The organism is Streptomyces sp. NPDC002851 (assembly GCF_053591935.1).
Genome location: NZ_JBSFUT010000020.1, coordinates 75751 through 91877, shown reverse-complemented (window position 1 = coordinate 91877; position 16127 = coordinate 75751). Strand labels below are relative to the sequence as shown.

The 16127-nt window shown below is 70.0% G+C and carries 10 protein-coding genes; 2 read left to right on the top strand and 8 right to left on the bottom strand.

All coding sequences use genetic code 11. The annotated features are described in order from the left end of the window. Positions 1–192: 192 nt before the first annotated feature. Together ACWD10_RS21890 and ACWD10_RS21885 are read right to left on the bottom strand one after the other, a co-directional pair. A complete protein-coding gene (locus ACWD10_RS21890; protein WP_451093428.1) occupies positions 193–2415 on the bottom strand; it encodes a S1 family peptidase in 2223 nt (740 codons plus the stop codon). Between the two features lie 96 nt (positions 2416–2511). Continuing rightward, positions 2512–3006, bottom strand: a complete 495-nt coding sequence (locus tag ACWD10_RS21885; RefSeq protein ID WP_451093426.1) for a hypothetical protein — start codon at positions 3004–3006, stop codon at positions 2512–2514. A 498-nt stretch (positions 3007–3504) separates the two neighbouring features. On the opposite strand from ACWD10_RS21885, the gene ACWD10_RS21880 reads away from it, so the two are divergent. Next, the gene (locus tag ACWD10_RS21880; protein WP_451093424.1) at positions 3505–6726 is read left to right on the top strand and encodes an ALF repeat-containing protein; all 3222 of its coding nucleotides are present in this window, start codon (positions 3505–3507) and stop codon (positions 6724–6726) included. A gap of 76 nt (positions 6727–6802) precedes the next feature. Continuing rightward, complete coding sequence (locus ACWD10_RS21875; protein WP_451093422.1) at positions 6803–7174, top strand: hypothetical protein; 372 nt, start codon at positions 6803–6805, stop codon at positions 7172–7174. A gap of 58 nt (positions 7175–7232) precedes the next feature. Here the strand turns inward: ACWD10_RS21875 and ACWD10_RS21870 are convergent, their stop codons facing one another. The 6 genes from ACWD10_RS21870 to ACWD10_RS21845 form a co-directional block, all read right to left on the bottom strand. Continuing rightward, on the bottom strand, positions 7233–8276 hold the full coding sequence (locus tag ACWD10_RS21870) for an ABC transporter ATP-binding protein (RefSeq protein ID WP_451093540.1): 1044 nt from the start codon (positions 8274–8276) through the stop codon (positions 7233–7235). An 86-nt stretch (positions 8277–8362) separates the two neighbouring features. Then, the gene (locus ACWD10_RS21865) at positions 8363–9457 is read right to left on the bottom strand and encodes an ABC transporter ATP-binding protein (RefSeq protein ID WP_451093420.1); all 1095 of its coding nucleotides are present in this window, start codon (positions 9455–9457) and stop codon (positions 8363–8365) included. A gap of 10 nt (positions 9458–9467) precedes the next feature. Further along, positions 9468–10445, bottom strand: a complete 978-nt coding sequence (locus tag ACWD10_RS21860; protein ID WP_451093418.1) for an ABC transporter permease — start codon at positions 10443–10445, stop codon at positions 9468–9470. An 87-nt stretch (positions 10446–10532) separates the two neighbouring features. Then, complete coding sequence (locus ACWD10_RS21855; RefSeq protein ID WP_451093416.1) at positions 10533–12353, bottom strand: ABC transporter substrate-binding protein; 1821 nt, start codon at positions 12351–12353, stop codon at positions 10533–10535. Positions 12354–12386: 33 nt separating this feature from the next. After that, positions 12387–13367 (bottom strand): ABC transporter permease, encoded by a 981-nt coding sequence (locus tag ACWD10_RS21850; RefSeq protein ID WP_451093414.1) that lies wholly within the window; start codon positions 13365–13367, stop codon positions 12387–12389. Positions 13368–13754: 387 nt separating this feature from the next. Next, positions 13755–15995 carry a prolyl oligopeptidase family serine peptidase gene (locus ACWD10_RS21845; RefSeq protein WP_451093412.1) on the bottom strand — a complete coding sequence of 747 codons (2241 nt, stop codon included), beginning with the start codon at positions 15993–15995 and terminating at the stop codon, positions 13755–13757. Positions 15996–16127: the final 132 nt, after the last annotated feature.

The window sequence follows — 16127 nt, the reverse complement described above, 5'->3', positions numbered from 1 at the left end:
GGGGGGAGTACGGGTGATGAGATGAGCGGGCCCGCGAGGGGGAAGGGGGCAGTGTGCTGCGGGCTCGACGGTTCGCCGGGCTCGACCGCCTCCCACTGGGCCCGGTGGGTGGCTGGGCCCGGCGGGTGGCTGGGCCCAGGGGGAGGCCGTGCCCTCAGGGAGAGGGCACGGCCTCGATCCACCGTGGTGGGATCAGCGGATGGCGGTACCGAAGGCCTGGCCGGTGGCGGGCAGACCGTCCTGGCCCGGCTCGTACGTCGTCACGGCCTCGGTGGCGGCGCTGGTGATGTTCGCCCACGGCACGGTGTGCACCCGGCCGTGCGGGGACGGCCCGTCGGGCACGCCCAGGTAGAGGTGACTGCCGGTGGTGTGGACGGCGGAGCCGTACTTTTCACCAGCGGCCGGGGCGCCGGGCACACCGGCCTTGCCGGGGTAGACGGGGACGTCGGAGTCGCCGGGCGCGCCGAGCATCCCGAAGGTGTAGACGGAACCGGCGTCCACGGTGGTCCCGGCATCCTCGCCGGGCACGCCCACCGCGAGCAGGGTGTTCTGCGCGGTGCTGACCTCGCCGGGTGCGGTGGCGACGGCCGAAAGCGTGCTGCCGAACGCGTCGCCCGCCTCCATCGCGCCGACCACGCCCGGAGAGCTCTGGTAGAACCCGGACAGCTGGCTGTAGCCGCTGATCGTGGCCTTGAAGACATCGACCCGTCCGGCGTCCTTGACGGTGCTGCTGTCCTCGCTGGGCGTGCCGATCGCGAGGAGTGACTCGTTGCCGGGGGAGCTTGCAGTGGCCCGGTAGGGCACCAGGGCAACGGAGGTCCCGAATCGGTCACCGGTCTCCGCGCTGCCCTCGACCTCGGCCAGGTCCTGGTCGAGTCCGGCGATGCCGGTGGGGATCCCGGCGGAGTTCCTGGTGTGGCTGAAGAGCCCCACACCACCGGCTGCCGCGGTGGTGCCGATCGCCTCGCCGGGCGTGCCGATCGCGAGATGCTGCGGGGAGCCGGCCAGCGAGGAACCGAACGCGTCGTCCTTCTCCATGGCGCCCGGGACACCCGTCTTGTCCTGGTGGATCAGAACGTTGGCCGTGCCGGTGCCGTAGAGATAGCTCACCCCGCCCGCATCGGTCAGGGTGCCGGCGTCCTCACCGGGCGTACCGATCGCCAGATACGGGTCGCCGCTGGTGGTCGTCCCGGCGGCGAGTGCGCTGCCGAAGCCGTCCCCGGCCTGCGCGGTGAGCGCGGCAAGCGCACCGGTGCCCGCGCCCTGCCGGAGGGCCAGCGTGGCCTTGCCCTGGGCGAGCCCGTCCGGCGAGCCGTACAGGACGGTGACCAATCCAGCGCCCGCTTCGGTGCCGATGGACTCGCCGGGTGCGCTGACCGCGAGGTCGGTGCAGCCGTCGAGGTTGTGGTCGAAGGTGGCAAGCGCGGCACCGTAACGGTCCCCGGCCTCGGGGGCCCCGGAGACGGCGGTGAGCGCCTGGGACAGTTCGACGTTGCCCTTGCCGGCACCGTAGATCGCTTGTACGCGGCCCGCCTTGGCGTAACTGGAGACCGTGGCGTCCGGGTCGCCGACGGCGGTGTCGACCGCGCCGTCGCAGTTGAAGTCGGTGGCCGGAGTCGCGTTCACCGTGGTGTTGATCCACTCGGTGATGTCGTCGGTGCGAGCCGCTGTCGCGCCGGTGCGGGTCTCGTCGGCGTTGTTGAAGCATCCGCCCTGCCAGGAGCGGCTGTTGACGCCGACCAGCTCGGTGGACGTGCCGCTGCCGCGCAGGAGCGGGCCTCCGGTGTCGCCCGCGCAGATCGCCGAAGTGGCGGTCGCGCCGGTGAGGTTGACGGCGGAGCCGGCCGAGGGCTCCACCGTGAAGGCGGAGGAGTGCAGCCTGTCGGGCACCCACTGAGTCGCGGTCCGGCCGTATCCGGCGGCCTGAAGTGTCTCCCCCGTGGCGGGCGCGGTGCTCGCGAGCGGCACCGGGACGATGCCGCTCGTCGGCTTGGCGAGCCGGGCGAGCACCAGGTCACGGCCGGGGGACGGGACGATCTCGACGACCTCGCCGACGGTTCCGGTGGTGGAATTCAGGTCGGTACGGCCGATGGTGGCCGTCGTCTTGTGCGCGGGCTTTCCGGGGGCGACCGTCTCGGGCGCGGCCGGGTCGGTGGCGAAACAACTGGCCGCTGTCACGATCCACTGCGCGGCGACCAGCGCACCGGAGCAGGCACGCTCGTAATTGCCCATGGTGAGCTTGGCGGTGAACGCGTAGGTGCCGTCAGCGGCGGGATCACCGACCACGGCCTGTGCGGAGGAAGCGGACAGGGCGCCGGTGGCGGTGACGGCCGCGAGTATGGCGGCGAGCGCGGCCGCGCGGGGTCTGGGTCCGGGTCTGGGCACGGACGGTCTGGGCACGGAGGATCTGCGCACGGAGTGTTCCTTGGGTGAGTGGGTCTCGGCTTGGCAGGAGCGGGCCGAAGGCCGGGAAGGGCGGCCCGACTTCCGGGAACTTCACGTTCCAGACGGCTACATGACCGCGCGGATCTCGACGAGGGTGTGCGGGCGCCCCTCGGGGTCCGCGGTTTCGCCCACCTGGGTCCAGCTGTTCCGGGCGATGTTGTAGGTCTTCTTGGTGTTCTCGACGGTCATGTCGACCTCGACGGCGTAGTCGTTGCCCTTCACCCCGTAGACCGAGGGCAGTTCAAGGGTGAGCCAGCCGGAGTCGCCGGTGACCTTGAAGCAGAACTTGTCATTGCTGCGGGACCAGACCTCGATCAGACCGGTCTCGCTCGCACAGTCGACGAGCGTGATGTGCCCGTCGCCCTTCTTGAGCAGAATGCCCTGCTCTGTTTTGATTTGCGCGGCGTTCGGATAGGCATAGTCCTCGAACGCCAAGGGTGGCGGATCGGCGGCCACCGCCGTCTGCGGGCCGCCTATTCCGATGCTTGTGCCGGTTATTCCAACGGCCACGAAAAGGGCCGCCAGTACGGCAATGCCGACGGCGAAAAGTCTACGTCTCACGAATATCTCGTCCCTGGCGAATTCGGCATTCGCGCATAGCGCTCGGTGGGACACGACGCGCCTGCGCGGCGACCGTTCCCACTGGCCTCATGACTTTTGACGCCCCTTCATACCATCCGAAGTGACCGATTCCGCAAGCCTCTTGCTGCCGGTTCTTGCCGGTCAGAGCGGTGGCGGCGGCTCGACTAAGGGTTGCCTTAGGTAGGGGTAAAATTTTTCCCCGCCCGTGAATTACCCATGTGTCCGCTTTAATGACGTGCGCCAAGGGATGGTAAAGGGGGCATTTGATGCCCCTCCTTGCGGTGCCGGTCGGTGTTCTGGCAGGTTGCGGTGCGCCTTTTCTTGAGGTGATGCACGCCAGTGCATGTCCGACTAACTGAATCTGTGGGGCGTGGAGCGAATATGCTGAGACGCAATACGGCTAGATCCGGTGTGTCCGAAATGGGGCCTTCCCGGAGGCGGTTTCTGACGTTTGCGGTTGCCGCGACGGCAGCAACCGTGGTGGGCACACGCAACGCCCCGACCGCGGCCGCCGCCGAAAGCGGCGGCGCGGACGGACCGCGCGCACAGACCGTGGACGCCTGGAACCTCGGCGGCGTCGCGGTGCAGAAGGATGCCGCCGCGGTGCTGCCCGGAACCGAGGCCGCCCTGACCGCCTTTCTCGGCACGGGACTTGCCCGGGCCCGCGCCGAGGACGAGCGGGTCGCCGTCCTGGAAGCTCTCAACAGCGCCGGACCGGGCGTGCGCGAGCAGGCCCAACTCGCCCTGTCCGGCACCGATGCCGACCTGCACGCCTTCGTGACCCAGGGGTACGAGGCGCCGCTCGCCGACGACCGGAGGGTCGCGGTCCTCACGATCCTCGGCGCGGGCGGTAAGGCCGTGGTGCGCGAGGCCAACGCGGCCCTGGACGACGGCACTCCGGCCGCCCTGGCCGCCTTCCTCAACGAAGGACAGATCACCGCACGCCAGGAGGACGAGCGGGTCGAGACGATCGGCATGCTCACGGGCGCGGGCCCGAATCTCACCGAGGCGATCAACCGCGCCCTGAACGGTACCGCCGCCGATATCCATGAGTTCCTGGCCCGCGGCCAGCATCTCGCGCGCGCCCGCGACCAGGAGAAACTCACCATCGACCAGCTGGTCGTCCAGGCCGAGGGCGCCGGCCTGCGGGCGCACTCGGCCACCGTCGAGGCCAAGGAGGCGGCCGAACGCGCCGAGGCCGCCTCGGCCGAGGCCAAGAAGGCCGCCCTGGTCGCCGCCGATGAGGCCGCCGCGGCACAGGGCGAAGCGGCCAAGGCATCGCGTGCCGCGGGCCGCGCCGCAGACGCCGCGAGTGGCGCGGCGGCGGCCGCCCGTACGGCAGTTGCCGCATCCCGCACCGCGATCTCGGCCGCCCGTACGGCAGCGAGCGCCGCCCAGGCCGCGGCCGCAGCGGCCGCCACCGCCTCGCGGGCATCGGTCCGCGCCTGGCGGGCCGCGTCCGCCGCGTCGAAGGACGCCACCCAGGCCTCGGCCGCCCGGCAGGCCGCCGAGACCGCGCGGAACACCGCGAAGAAGGCCCGTAAGGCCGCCGCCGCCGCGACCGCCGCAGCGGACGCCAGCGCCCAGGCGCAAACGTCGAGTGCGGCGGCCGCGCGGGCCGGGCAGAACGCCGCGGCCGCCGCCACCGCCGCGGCCGACGCCGCCACGGCCGCAGGGGTATCCGAGGCCGAGGCCAAGCGCGCCAGGGACGCAGCGGCGCTGGCCAACCAGGCCGCCGCCACTGCCACGGCCGCCGCCGACCGGGCCGGAGCCCTGGCCGCCAAAGCGGCGACCGCCGCCCGCCAGGCCAACACGGCCGCCAACAAAGCCGCCGACCACGCGGACGCCGCCGCGGCGGCGGCTGAGCAAGCCGCGGCGGCCGCGGGTGAAGCCCAGGACTGGGCCAACGAGGCCACCACTCACGCCAACGCCGCGATCGCCGCTGCCACCGAAGCAGCCGATGCCGTCACCCAGGCGCAGAACGTCGCGGCGCTCGCCCGGGAGTCGGAGGCCGCGGAGGTCGCCGAGCAACGTGCCCTGGCGATCGAGGCGGCCCGAGAGCTGAAGAAGGAAGAGACCGCCTACCACGCCCGGATCGAAAAGCTCCAGACCGAGCAGGAGTTGACCGCCGAGGAGGCCCGCACCCTGCTGACCCAGGCGCGAGCGGCGAGCGACCCCGCGCAGAAGGCCTCGCTCGGCCGCAAGGCCGCCGTCCTCCTGATGGCGGCCGCGGGCAACTGGACCGGCCAGGCCGCCCAGGAGGCACTGTCCGGAGACGACCAGGCCGTCGTCGACTGGGTCGACGCGGCGCACGAGCGGGCGGCCCGCCTCGACGACCGTGAGAAGGTCCTCACCCTGGCGAGCGCGGGCCGCGCCCTCCTCGCGGAAGCCGCGAAGGAGGTGCTCGCCGGCACCAGCGAGCAGGCCGTCACCGACTTCCTGACCCAGGGGGCCCTGACGGTCCAGGCCGACGACTACCGCGCCGAGGTGTTCCGCACCCTCAACGGCGCGGGCCAGGCGGTGACCGACGCCGCGAACGCCGCCCTGGACGCCGACACGGTCGAAGCCCTGCACAGCTACCTCCTCACCGGCTACTACCAGGCCAGGACCGAGGACGACCGGGTCACGACGCTCGCCGCCCTCAACGGCGCGGGCCCCAATGTCGAGGCCGCCGCGCAGACCGCACTCGAAGGCCCGCAGTGGATGCTGGAGCGCTTCGTCGGCTCCGCCCGCCACAAGGCACAGCAGGCGGACGACGACACCGCCACCCACGTCGCCGCCATCGAGGCACAGATCGCCCGCGCCGCCCAGATCGCGGCCGCGGCCTTCCAGGACGCCGCCGAGGCGGCTCAGGCCGCCGCCGAGGCACGCGGTGCGGCCGCCGAGGCGCAGCAGTGGGCCGACAAGGCCGCCAAGTCCGCCACGGACGCGGACAATTACGCCGCCGATGCGGCCGCCTCCGCTACCAAGGCCGACGCGTCGGCAGCCGACGCGGCTGCCTCCGCGAAGCGGGCCTCCGACGCCGCCGCGGCCGCCCGCGCGGCAGGGCGGCGCGCGAACTACTCCGCCAACCAGGCGATCGCCTCGGCCACTACCGCGGTCGCCGCCGCGTCCAGCGCCCAGACCGCCGCGGACCAGGCCTATGCGGATGCGATCGCTGCGGGAAAGGACGCGAGCGCCGCCCAGGCCGCGGCCGCCGAAGCCAAATCCATCGCCCAGCAGAAGCGCAAGGACGAGATCGCCGCGGAAGCGGCCCGGAAGGCGACGGAGGCCCGACAGAACGAGGACAACAATGTCGACCCGGCCGACTCCCCGGAACACGACACCGTCACGACCGAGCAGATCCGCAAGGAGCAGGTCGACAGCGCCAAAACCGCCGCGACGGCATTCGGCCGTATCAGCGCGGTACTCGGCGGCGCTGCCGTGGTCGCGGCGTTCATTCCCGGCGGCCAGCTGCTCGCGGGCGGCCTGGCCGGACTCTCGCTCGTGTTCGCCGCGACCAGTGCTCTGTACAATGCGAAGGCTTACGGCTGGGGGAGTTCGAACTTCATGACGTCCGTCGGCGGAATCGCTCTGTCGCTGGGCCTCGGCGGCGTGGGAAGTCTCGCCGCGAGCCAGATGGTCAGCAATGTCGGCAAGGCCGCCATCAAGGGGATCAACGACGCGGCGGCCTCGGTCGTCGGCTGGTTCACCGCGTAAGGCCCCTTTCCCTCATCAACAGCGGCGGCGAGCGGGCCGGAGCGCGCTCGCCGCCCGTCTCCGAGAAGGATGGAACATGCCGTTGCAGAATTCCCCGCTGTGGTGGCTCTTCGCCGCAGCGGGGGCCGGGCTCTGGATCGTCACCATGCGAGCGGCGATGCCCACAAGGGCTTACAAACTCTTCGTATCCGCCGGCCCCCTGGCCGCGATACTCCCGATCGCCGGATTCAGCGCCGCATACGACGAACCTCTCGTCGAAATGCTCCCCGTCTACTGCGCCCTGGTGCTCTCCGGCCCGCTGGGGATCCTCGGCCACCGCAAAGCCCTCCGTGAGGTCCTCGCGGACCCGAACATCCCCTATGAAGAAGCCTCCGGCCCCTGGACCATCCAATTCGCGGCCGCGTTGGTCGCATTGCTGGGTGCCGCCATCTATTACGTCACCCACTGAGCCCTTCCCACCTTGCGTACTAAATCCACGTGCTAGATCCACGTACTAAATCTGCGTACTAACTCGGCTGGCCATCCTCCGGGAAGTGGCAAGCCGTAAGGTGCCCCGCCCCGTTCCCCGCCAGCCGCACCAACGGCGGCGTCTCCGTCGCGCAGCGCTCCCGGGCCTTCCAGCAGCGGGTGCGGAAGCGGCAGCCCGAGGGTGGGTGGATGGGGGAGGGGACGTCTCCCGTCAGGCGGATGTGTTCGCGGGGGCCGCCTCCCGGCGTTCCGTTCCCCGTCAGATCCACCTCCGGTACCGCCGAAAGCAGCGCGTGCGTGTACGGATGCCGCGGCCGCCCGTAGATCGCCTCCCGGTCGCCGACCTCCACGATGCGCCCCAGGTACATCACCGCCACCCGCTGCGAGAAGTGCCGTACCACCGCCAGGTCGTGCGCGATGAACAGGAACGCGATGCCCAGCTCCCGCTGGAGCCGTCGCAGCAGGTTGACCACCTGTGCCTGGATGGAGACATCGAGCGCCGATACTGGCTCGTCCGCCACGATCAGTTTCGGTTCCAGGGCCAAGGCCCTGGCCACGCCGATGCGTTGGCGCTGGCCGCCGGAGAATTCGTGCGGGAAGCGGTTGTAGTGCTCGGGGCTGAGACCGACGGTCTCCAGCAGCTCGCGCACGCGGCGCTCGCGGCCGCCCGGTGGGCAGATCCCGTTGATCTCCATCGGGCCGCCGACGATCGTGCCCACGGTCTGCCGCGGGTTCAGGGACGCGTACGGGTCTTGGAAGATCATCTGGATCTCGGGGCGGATGGGCGCCAGTTCCCTGCGGCCCGCGTGCGTGATGTCCCGGCCCCGGTACGTCAGCGTGCCCGCGGTCGGCTCCAGGAGCCGCGCGAGCGTGCGGCCGAGCGTGGACTTGCCGCAGCCCGACTCGCCGACCAGGCCGTACGTCTCGCCCCGGTGCACGGTGAGGTCGATGCCGTCCACCGCCTGGACGGCGCCCACGGTGCGCTTCACCGGGAAGCCGCCGCGGATCGGGAAGTGCTTGACCAGGCCCTCGGCCACGAGCAGCGGCTCGGCGGCGGCGCCCACTGACGGTGCCTGTGCCAGTGTCCCCTCCGGGGCAGGCGCCTTCTCCCGCGGACTGTCCTCCCGCGGACTGTTCTCCAGGGCGCTGTTCTTCTCCAGTGGAGTCGTCACCGCCTGCTCCCCCCACCCAGCCTCGGCCTGATCCGCTCCCCGTAGAACCGCCCCCGCTGCTCCGCCGTCAGATGGCAGGCCGCCCCCCGCCCCTCGGGCAGCTCCGGCCGCTCCACCGCGCACCGTCCCCCGCCGACCTCCGCCGCGAAGGCGCAGCGTGGGTGGAAGGGGCACCCGCCAGGCGGGTCGAGCAGGCTCGGCGGAGTGCCGGGGATGGGCGTCAACGGCTGCTCCACGTCCGAGTCGAGCTGCGGCATCGAGGTCAACAAGCCCCAGGTGTACGGGTGTTGGGGTGCCGAGAGCACCTCACGTACCGTGCCTCGCTCCACCGCCCGGCCCGCGTACATCACCAGGATGTGGTCCGCGGTCCGTGCCACCACGCCCAGGTCATGCGTGATCAGGATGATCGCGGAGCCGAACTCGCGTTGCAGGTCCTTCAGGAGGTCCAGGATCTGGGCCTGGACCGTCACGTCGAGCGCCGTCGTCGGCTCGTCCGCGATCAGCAGGTCCGGGTTGCAGACCAGGGACATGGCGATCATCGCGCGCTGCCGCATGCCGCCGGAGAACTGGTGCGGATAGTCGTCGACGCGGAGCGCGGCGTTGGGGATGCCTACCTTCTCCAGCATCTCCACCGCGCGCGCCCGCGCCTGCTTCCGGGACGCGCCCAGGTGTTTGCGGTACGGCTCCGCTATCTGCCGGCCCACGGTGTAGTACGGGGAGAGGGCGGTCAGCGCGTCCTGGAAGATCATGGCCATCTTGTTGCCGCGCAGGCGTTCAAGGGTGCGCTCGGCGGCGCCGATCAGATAGCTGCCGTCCAGGACGATATCGCCGGTCACGGTGGTGTTCTTCGGGTCGTGCAGGCCCAGTACGGACAGGTTGGTCACGGACTTGCCGGAGCCGGACTCGCCGACGATGCCGAGGGTCTGGCCGCGCCGCAGCTCGAACGAGACCCCGTCCACCGCCTTGACGACGCCGTCCTCGGTGGCGAAGCGGACTCTCAGATCGCGTACCGAGAGAAAGCTGCCGTCGTCCGCGGGGATGCCGCCCCCGCCCTCGTCCCGGCCATCGGACTCCTTGGTCACAAACGCCACTTCAGGTCTCCTAGGACAGCCGTACACGCGGGTCGATGAACGCGTACGCCGCGTCCACCAGGATGTTGAAGAGGATGATCGCGGTGGCCGCGAAGAGCATGACGCCCATCAGCATCGGCAGGTCCGTGTTGAGGACCGACTGCACCGCGAGGCGCCCCAGCCCGGGCAGCGTGAACGTGAACTCCGTGATCACCGCGCCGCCGAAGAGGGAGCCCATGTCGATGCCGAAGATGGTCACGATCGGGATGAGCGAGCCCCGCCAGGCGTACCGGAAGAAGACCGTGCGGCCGCTCATGCCCTTGGCGCGGGCCGCTTTCACATGCTCTTCCTGGAGTTGCTCGATCATCGAGGAGCGCGCCATACGCGTGTAGTTGGCGATGAAGATCAGGGAGAGTACGAACCACGGGATGATCAGGCCGACGAACCAGCCGACCGGATCCTCGGTGAACGGCACGTACTTCGGCTGTGAGAACCATTCGAGCCGGTACACGAGGAGCGCGAGCACCAGCGGGCCCACGAAGTAGATCTGCATCGAACTCAGGGCCAGGGACGTGGAGCTGACCACCTTGTCGACGAGCGTGCCGCGCTTCCAGGCCGCCAGCATCCCGGCGCTCAGGCCGAGGCAGAGGAAGGCCACCGCGCCGCCCGCCGCGAGCGAGACCGTGGTCGGGAAACGGTCGAGGATGGTCTCCCAGACGGGGCTGTTGTCCACGAAGGAGTAGCCGAGACACGGCGCCGGGCAGGGCCCGACGGCGAATTCGCGCCCGGTGAAGATGCCGGACATGAACTCCCAGTACTGCACCGGGATCGGCTTGTCGATGCCCATGTTCTCGCGAATGATCTTCAGGGCGTCGGGGGTGCAGTTCTTGCCGCAGGCGAGCAGCGCGGGGTCGCGCGGAATGCTGTAGAAGAGGAAGAACGTGAAGGCGCTGATGATGGCCAGAATGACCAGGGCGCCCAGGGATCGTCGGGCCAGGAATCGCAGCATGGCGGGCTCCGTGAGAGTGACCGGGGCCGTGCCGTCGGCGGGGTCGGGGACCGGGCCGACGGCGCGACCGCGTGTTCCGTCAGACGCCTACTGCTTGACGTACAGCTTCGTCGGGTCGATCCCGCTCAGGTCGTCGTTGTAGACCGCGCCGCCGATCTTGGAGCCGTTGATCTGCAGCTGCTTGTAGTAGTAGGCGGGGACGACCGGCAGGACCTCTTCGAGGATGTACTTGTTGAGGTTCCACCACTCCTTGGCCGCCTCGGCCGGGTCCGCGATCTTGGAGATCCGGTCGATCTCCGAGTTGATCTTCGGGTCGTTGACGTGCGAGTAGTTGTTCGCGCCGTCGGCGATCTTCCGGCCGTCGAAGAGCGGCGGGATCACGGTGGACGAACTCGGCCAGTCGTGGCCCCAGTTGTTGCGGTACAGGTCGTATTGATTGTCGGCCTTGCCGACCAGGTCGTAGTAGGTGTCGGCGGGCAGCTCCTTGCGCTGCACGTCGAACCCGGCCTGCTCGAGGGCGTCGGCGACGGCGACGGCGACCTGCTGGTCCTCGGCGCTGTTGTTGTAGGCGTAGGTCAGCTTCATGCCGGTCTTCCCGGCTTCCTTGAGCAGCTTCTTGGCCTTCTGCGGGTCGCCGTTCGGCTTCTTGAGCTTGCCGTACGGGTCGTACGTCTTGTCGTGGCCGGGCAGCAGCGGGCTGATCAGGCTGGCCGCCAGGTCGCCGCCCGCGGCGCCGCCGTACGGCGAGAGCACGGACTTGATCGGCAAGGCGTATGCGATGGCCTCACGGACCTTCTTGTCCTTGATGCGGTCCATGTTCATGGCGAACTGGGCGACGAAGCTCTGGTAGCCCGCGAGGGAACGGTCCTTCAGCTCCTTGTTGCCCATCACCCTCGGCACCGAGCCGGCGTCCACCTGGTTGGTGAAGGTGGAGGCGTACTGGTTCTCGCCGGTGTCGGACATGACGCGCTTGGCGTAGTCGTCGCTCTGGTGGTTGAAGGTGATCTCGAACTTGTCCGGGTACTGGTGCCGGGACGCGTCCGTCTTCGGGTCCCACTCGGTGTTCTTGACCAGTGTCATGGACTTGCCGGTCTTGAACTCCTGGATCTTGTACGGGCCGGAGGCCAGCGGCTTCTTGTCGTACTTCTGCTTGGTGTCCTTGGCCCCGGCCGGTACGACGCCGTAGCCCGCCATGCCGAGCGCGTACGGCAGGTCGTTCTGCGGTTCCTTGAAGTGGAAGACGACCGTGTTCTCGTCCGGGGTCTCCAGAACGCTGTCCGGCAGGTGCTCGCCCTTGTACGGACCGTCGGGCAGCAGCTTGCGGTAGTCGGCGCCCGCGGTGTTCGCCATCCAGGTCTGGATGAACGTGGGGCCCTCGGTGACGAACTTGGCGAAGAGCCGCTCGAAGGTGTGCCGGATGTCCTTGGACGTGATGGGCGACCCGTCCTGGAACTTGATCCCGTCCTTGAGCTTGTACGTCCAGGTCCGGCCGCCGTCACTGGACTTGCCGCTGTCCGTGGCGAGGTCGCCGACCACCTGGTACTTGCCGTCGTTGTCCAGCTTCACGGTGGTCAGGCGGCGGTGCAGAAGCGTGGCGAGGGAGCCCTCGTCGGAGACGTAGATCTGTGCCGGGTCGAGGTGCGCGAAGCTGTCCCGCTGGAGGATCCGGATGGTGCCGCCGGGCTTGGCGCCGGGCACGTCCTCGGCGGGGCCGGTGGACTCCTCGGCGCCGCCGAAGGTGATCAGGCCCTGTTCCTTGGCCTCGGGCACTGTGCCCTCGCCGGAGCTGCCGTCCTTGCCGCCGCCCCCGCCCCCGCTGCTGCAGGCGCTGAGCACCAGGGCCCCGGCCGCGAGGGCGACCACCGCGGTCCGTCTTCTGTGCTGCGGAAATAGCTGAATACCAGTCATGGCTGCTTGAGCACCTGCCCTTTCAGCGATGGATCAGCGGTTGGTCTTGGGGTCGAATGCGTCCCGGACCGAATCCCCGAGGAGGTTGAAGGCCACGATGAAGACGACCATCGCCACCCCGGGGAAGAAGAGATAGGTGAAGTCGTTCTCGTAGTGATCGGCGCCGATCGCGAACATCCGCCCCCAGTCCGGGGTCGGCTCGACCAGGCCCACGCCGAGGAAGGAGAGCCCGGCGATGGAGGTGACGGCGTTGGGCATCATGTAGGTGCCCTGCACCAGGATCGGGGTGACGAGATTCGGCAGGAGTTCCTTGCGGATGATCCGCCACGGCGAGGCCCCGCTCACCTTCGCCGCCTCGATGAACTCCCGCTCCCGCAGCGACAGCGTCACCCCGCGCAGAATCCGCCCGAGCGCCATCCACCCCAGGAACCAGAGCACCAGAACCAGCGCCAGACAGCGGATGTACGTCGGCGTCTCGTCCCGCGGGTCGACGAACAGGGCCACCACGATGGGCATGAAGGCCACGAAGAACAACTGATTCGGAAAGGCCATCAGAAGATCGATGACCCGGCCGATGACATAGTCGGCACGGCCCCCGAGATATCCGGCGGCGACACCGAGCACGATCGCGGTGAGCACCGAGGCGGCGGTCACGGCCAGGGCGAGAAGCAGCGAGGTCCGCATCCCGTAAAGGAGTTGGGTGAACACATCGCGCCCGAGAATTGGTTCAATACCGAACCAGAACTCGCCGTCGATGCCGCCGTTCGGCTTGATCGGATATCCGTAGTCGTTGAGCAGGCCCTCCCTGGTCTGCCCGTACCGCGTATAGGGATCTTTTCCGTAGAGCTTCGAGATCGCCGGGGAGAGCAGCGCGATCGCGAAGAACCCCACCACAATGCAACCGGAGATCACACCCGACCGGTCGCGCTTGAAGCGGAGCCACATCAACTGTCCGGGAGATCGCCCGGACGGTACGCCGGTTGCCTCGACGGATTCCTGCGTGGAGTCGCTCATGACGTGAAGCCCCCGTACGTGAAGGTGGTACGTGGCACGTCACGGTCAATCGCCGTGATTTGAGCGGACTTTGGCAATGAACAGCTGGTGCCGTCAAGAGACGCGGGCCCGCGGGAAAAGATCGAATAGATCCTTGATTGAAATGGTCCGCAGATCGATTCGGCGGCGTGCTTGACGCGGCCCCGGCGGGTGCGACGTTCGTCGATTAACGAGCCTCAACTACGTTTACACGCGGGCAACTTGACCGACGCACTTCCGATATACGGACAAGCCACGCTGAGCAGCGTACGGCCGTGCGGGTGCCGTAGATCGGCCGGGGTGCGTCTGGCACCCCGGCCGATCGCTTCCCTCGCCCGTGCCCGGTCGCCCGTGCCCGGTCAGGCTGGGTCAGTCACCGAGGGTCCGCTTCAGGAAGTCCACCTGGAGCAGCAGCAGGTTCTCCGCCACCTGCTCCTGGGGCGTCATATGGGTCACCCCGGAGAGCGGAAGCACCTCGTGCGGATGCCCGGCCGCGAGCAGCGCCGAGGAGAGCCGCAGCGTGTGCGCCATCACCACGTTGTCGTCGGCAAGGCCGTGCACGATCATCATCGGCCGCGCCGGGGCCACCGCACCCACCAGACCCTCGTCCGAGACCAGCGAGTTCTCCGCGTACACGGCGGGCTGGACGTTCGGGTCGCCCAGGTACCGCTCGGTGTAGTGCGTGTCGTACAGGCGCTGGTCGGTCACCGGGGCGCCGACGATGCCCGCATGGAAGACATCCGGCCGCCGAAGCACCGCGAGCCCGGCCAGATACCCGCCGAACGACCAGCCGCGGATCGCCACCCGGGACAGGTCGAACGGGAACGACCCGGCGAGCGTCTGCACCGCCTCGACCTGGTCCTCCAGGACGGCCGCCGCGAGGTTGTCCCGGATCGACTTCTCCCAGGCGGGCGTCCGCCCCGGCGTCCCCCGGCCGTCCGCGATCAGGACCGCGAAGCCCTGGTCCGCGAACCACTGCGAGGTGAGATACGGGTTGTGCGCCGCCTGTACGCGCGCGTGGTGCGGCCCGCCGTACGGATCGAGCAGCACCGGAAGCGGACCGTCCGACTCCTTGTAGCCGGTCGGGAGCAGCACGGCGCACGGGATGCGCCGCTCGCCCACCTCGGTCAGCGTCACGCGCGGCGTGATGCCGGGCCGCTCCGCGTACGACGGAACGAGCGCCACCTGCTTGCCGTCCCGCAGCACCTGCACCTGTGCGCCGGGGTGTTCGGGTCGCGCCGAGACAAGGACCGTGACCCCGCCGGAGCGGACCGCCGAGTGCACCCCCGGCTCCTGCGAGACGCGCTCCACGCCCAGCTCGTTGACCCGGTACACATGCGTCTCGCCGGTCTCCGCGCTGCTCGCCGCGCCGCCCGCGCGGGCGGCGATCAGGACGTCCTCGTCGGCGATGTCGAGCACCGCGCACACCTGCAACTGCGGTCCGGTCAGCGGCCGTTCGCCCACCGAGAGGACCCGTGCCCCGCCCTCGTCGGCGATCCGCACCAGCTGCCCGGACGGGCTCCACGCCGGGGCCCCGGGCAGCAGTTCCAGCCAGTCCGGGTCCTCGTCGGCGTGCACCATCCGGGTCGAGCCGTCCTCCGGGTCGACCGCGAGGTACAGCTGGCTGCGCTGGTCCCTGGCCTGTACGAGGAGCAGCGGTGCGCCCGAGGCCGACCAGTGTGCGCGGGCCAGATACGGGTAACGGGCCCGGTCCCAGACGACCTCGGTACGGCCGCCGTCCAGGCCGAGCACGAAGAGCCGCACGTCCGCGTTGGGCGTGCCCGCCGCCGGGTACGCGACCGCGGTCGGCTCCCGGTCCGGGTGCGCCGGGTCGGCCATCCACCAGCGCTGTACGGGAGCGTCGTCGACCCGGGCCACCAGGAGCCGGTCGGACTCCGGCGACCACCAGTAGCCGCGCGAACGCCCCATCTCCTCCGCGGCGATGAACTCCGCGAGGCCGTACGTCACCGTCCGCGTGGCCGTGGCGTCATGGGCTTCGTCAGCGTCGTTGCCGTCATTGCTGTGGGGTCCGGCGAGCTCCCGGTCCCCGTCCCCCTCCGCGCCGATCACACGCAGCGCGCCCCGTGAGACGTATGCCACATGCCGGCCGTCGGGCGAGGGGCGCGGGTCGATCACCGGCCCCGGCACGGGGAGTTCACGGGCGGTTCCGGCGCGCAGCTCGGCCGTGAAGAGCCGTCCGGAGAGCGCGAACGCGGCCAGCTCCACGGCGTCGTCGGTGGCGTAACCGACGATTCCGGCGCCGCTCTCGCGGCTGCGCTCGCGCCGGGCCCGCTCGATCGCGGACAGCTCCTCGGCCCGGCCGCGGAGCAGCGCGGCGGGGTCGGCGGCGACCCGCTCGGCGGGCTCCTCGGGTGTGGACGTGCTGGTCGCGGGGGTGGACGGGGCGGAACCCTGGGGGTCGTCGACGTCCAGGACCCACAGCAGGTTCTCCCGGTCGGTGCCCGAGCGGGAGCGCAGGAAGACCACTCGGGAGCCGTCGGGCGACACGGTGAACGCGCGTGGCGCCCCCAGCGTGAACCGCTGAGTGCGCGCTTGCTGGCGTGGGAATGACAGGGCGGAAGGGCGGGGCGAGGGAGGTGGCGAGGTCATGCCCCGAGGCTACTGATCGTCGCGCTTCCATGCGCCCCTTGTGCTGCCATGCACCGATCCATGCGTACGCACGGAAAGTTATGATCCGTAGCGCTGGGTGGGAGGCGGTGGTCCCGCAGCTCGTCTGTCCGC

What these genes read in the sequence shown, in the direction of transcription:
- ACWD10_RS21875 (WP_451093422.1), top strand. Translation starts at nt 6,803, where the DNA reads ATGCCGTTGCAGAATTCCCCGCTGTGGTGGCTCTTCGCCGCAGCGGGG.
- ACWD10_RS21860 (WP_451093418.1), bottom strand. Translation starts at nt 10,445, where the DNA reads ATGCTGCGATTCCTGGCCCGACGATCCCTGGGCGCCCTGGTCATTCTG.
- ACWD10_RS21855 (WP_451093416.1), bottom strand. Translation starts at nt 12,353, where the DNA reads ATGACTGGTATTCAGCTATTTCCGCAGCACAGAAGACGGACCGCGGTG.
- ACWD10_RS21850 (WP_451093414.1), bottom strand. Translation starts at nt 13,367, where the DNA reads ATGAGCGACTCCACGCAGGAATCCGTCGAGGCAACCGGCGTACCGTCC.
- ACWD10_RS21845 (WP_451093412.1), bottom strand. Translation starts at nt 15,995, where the DNA reads ATGACCTCGCCACCTCCCTCGCCCCGCCCTTCCGCCCTGTCATTCCCA.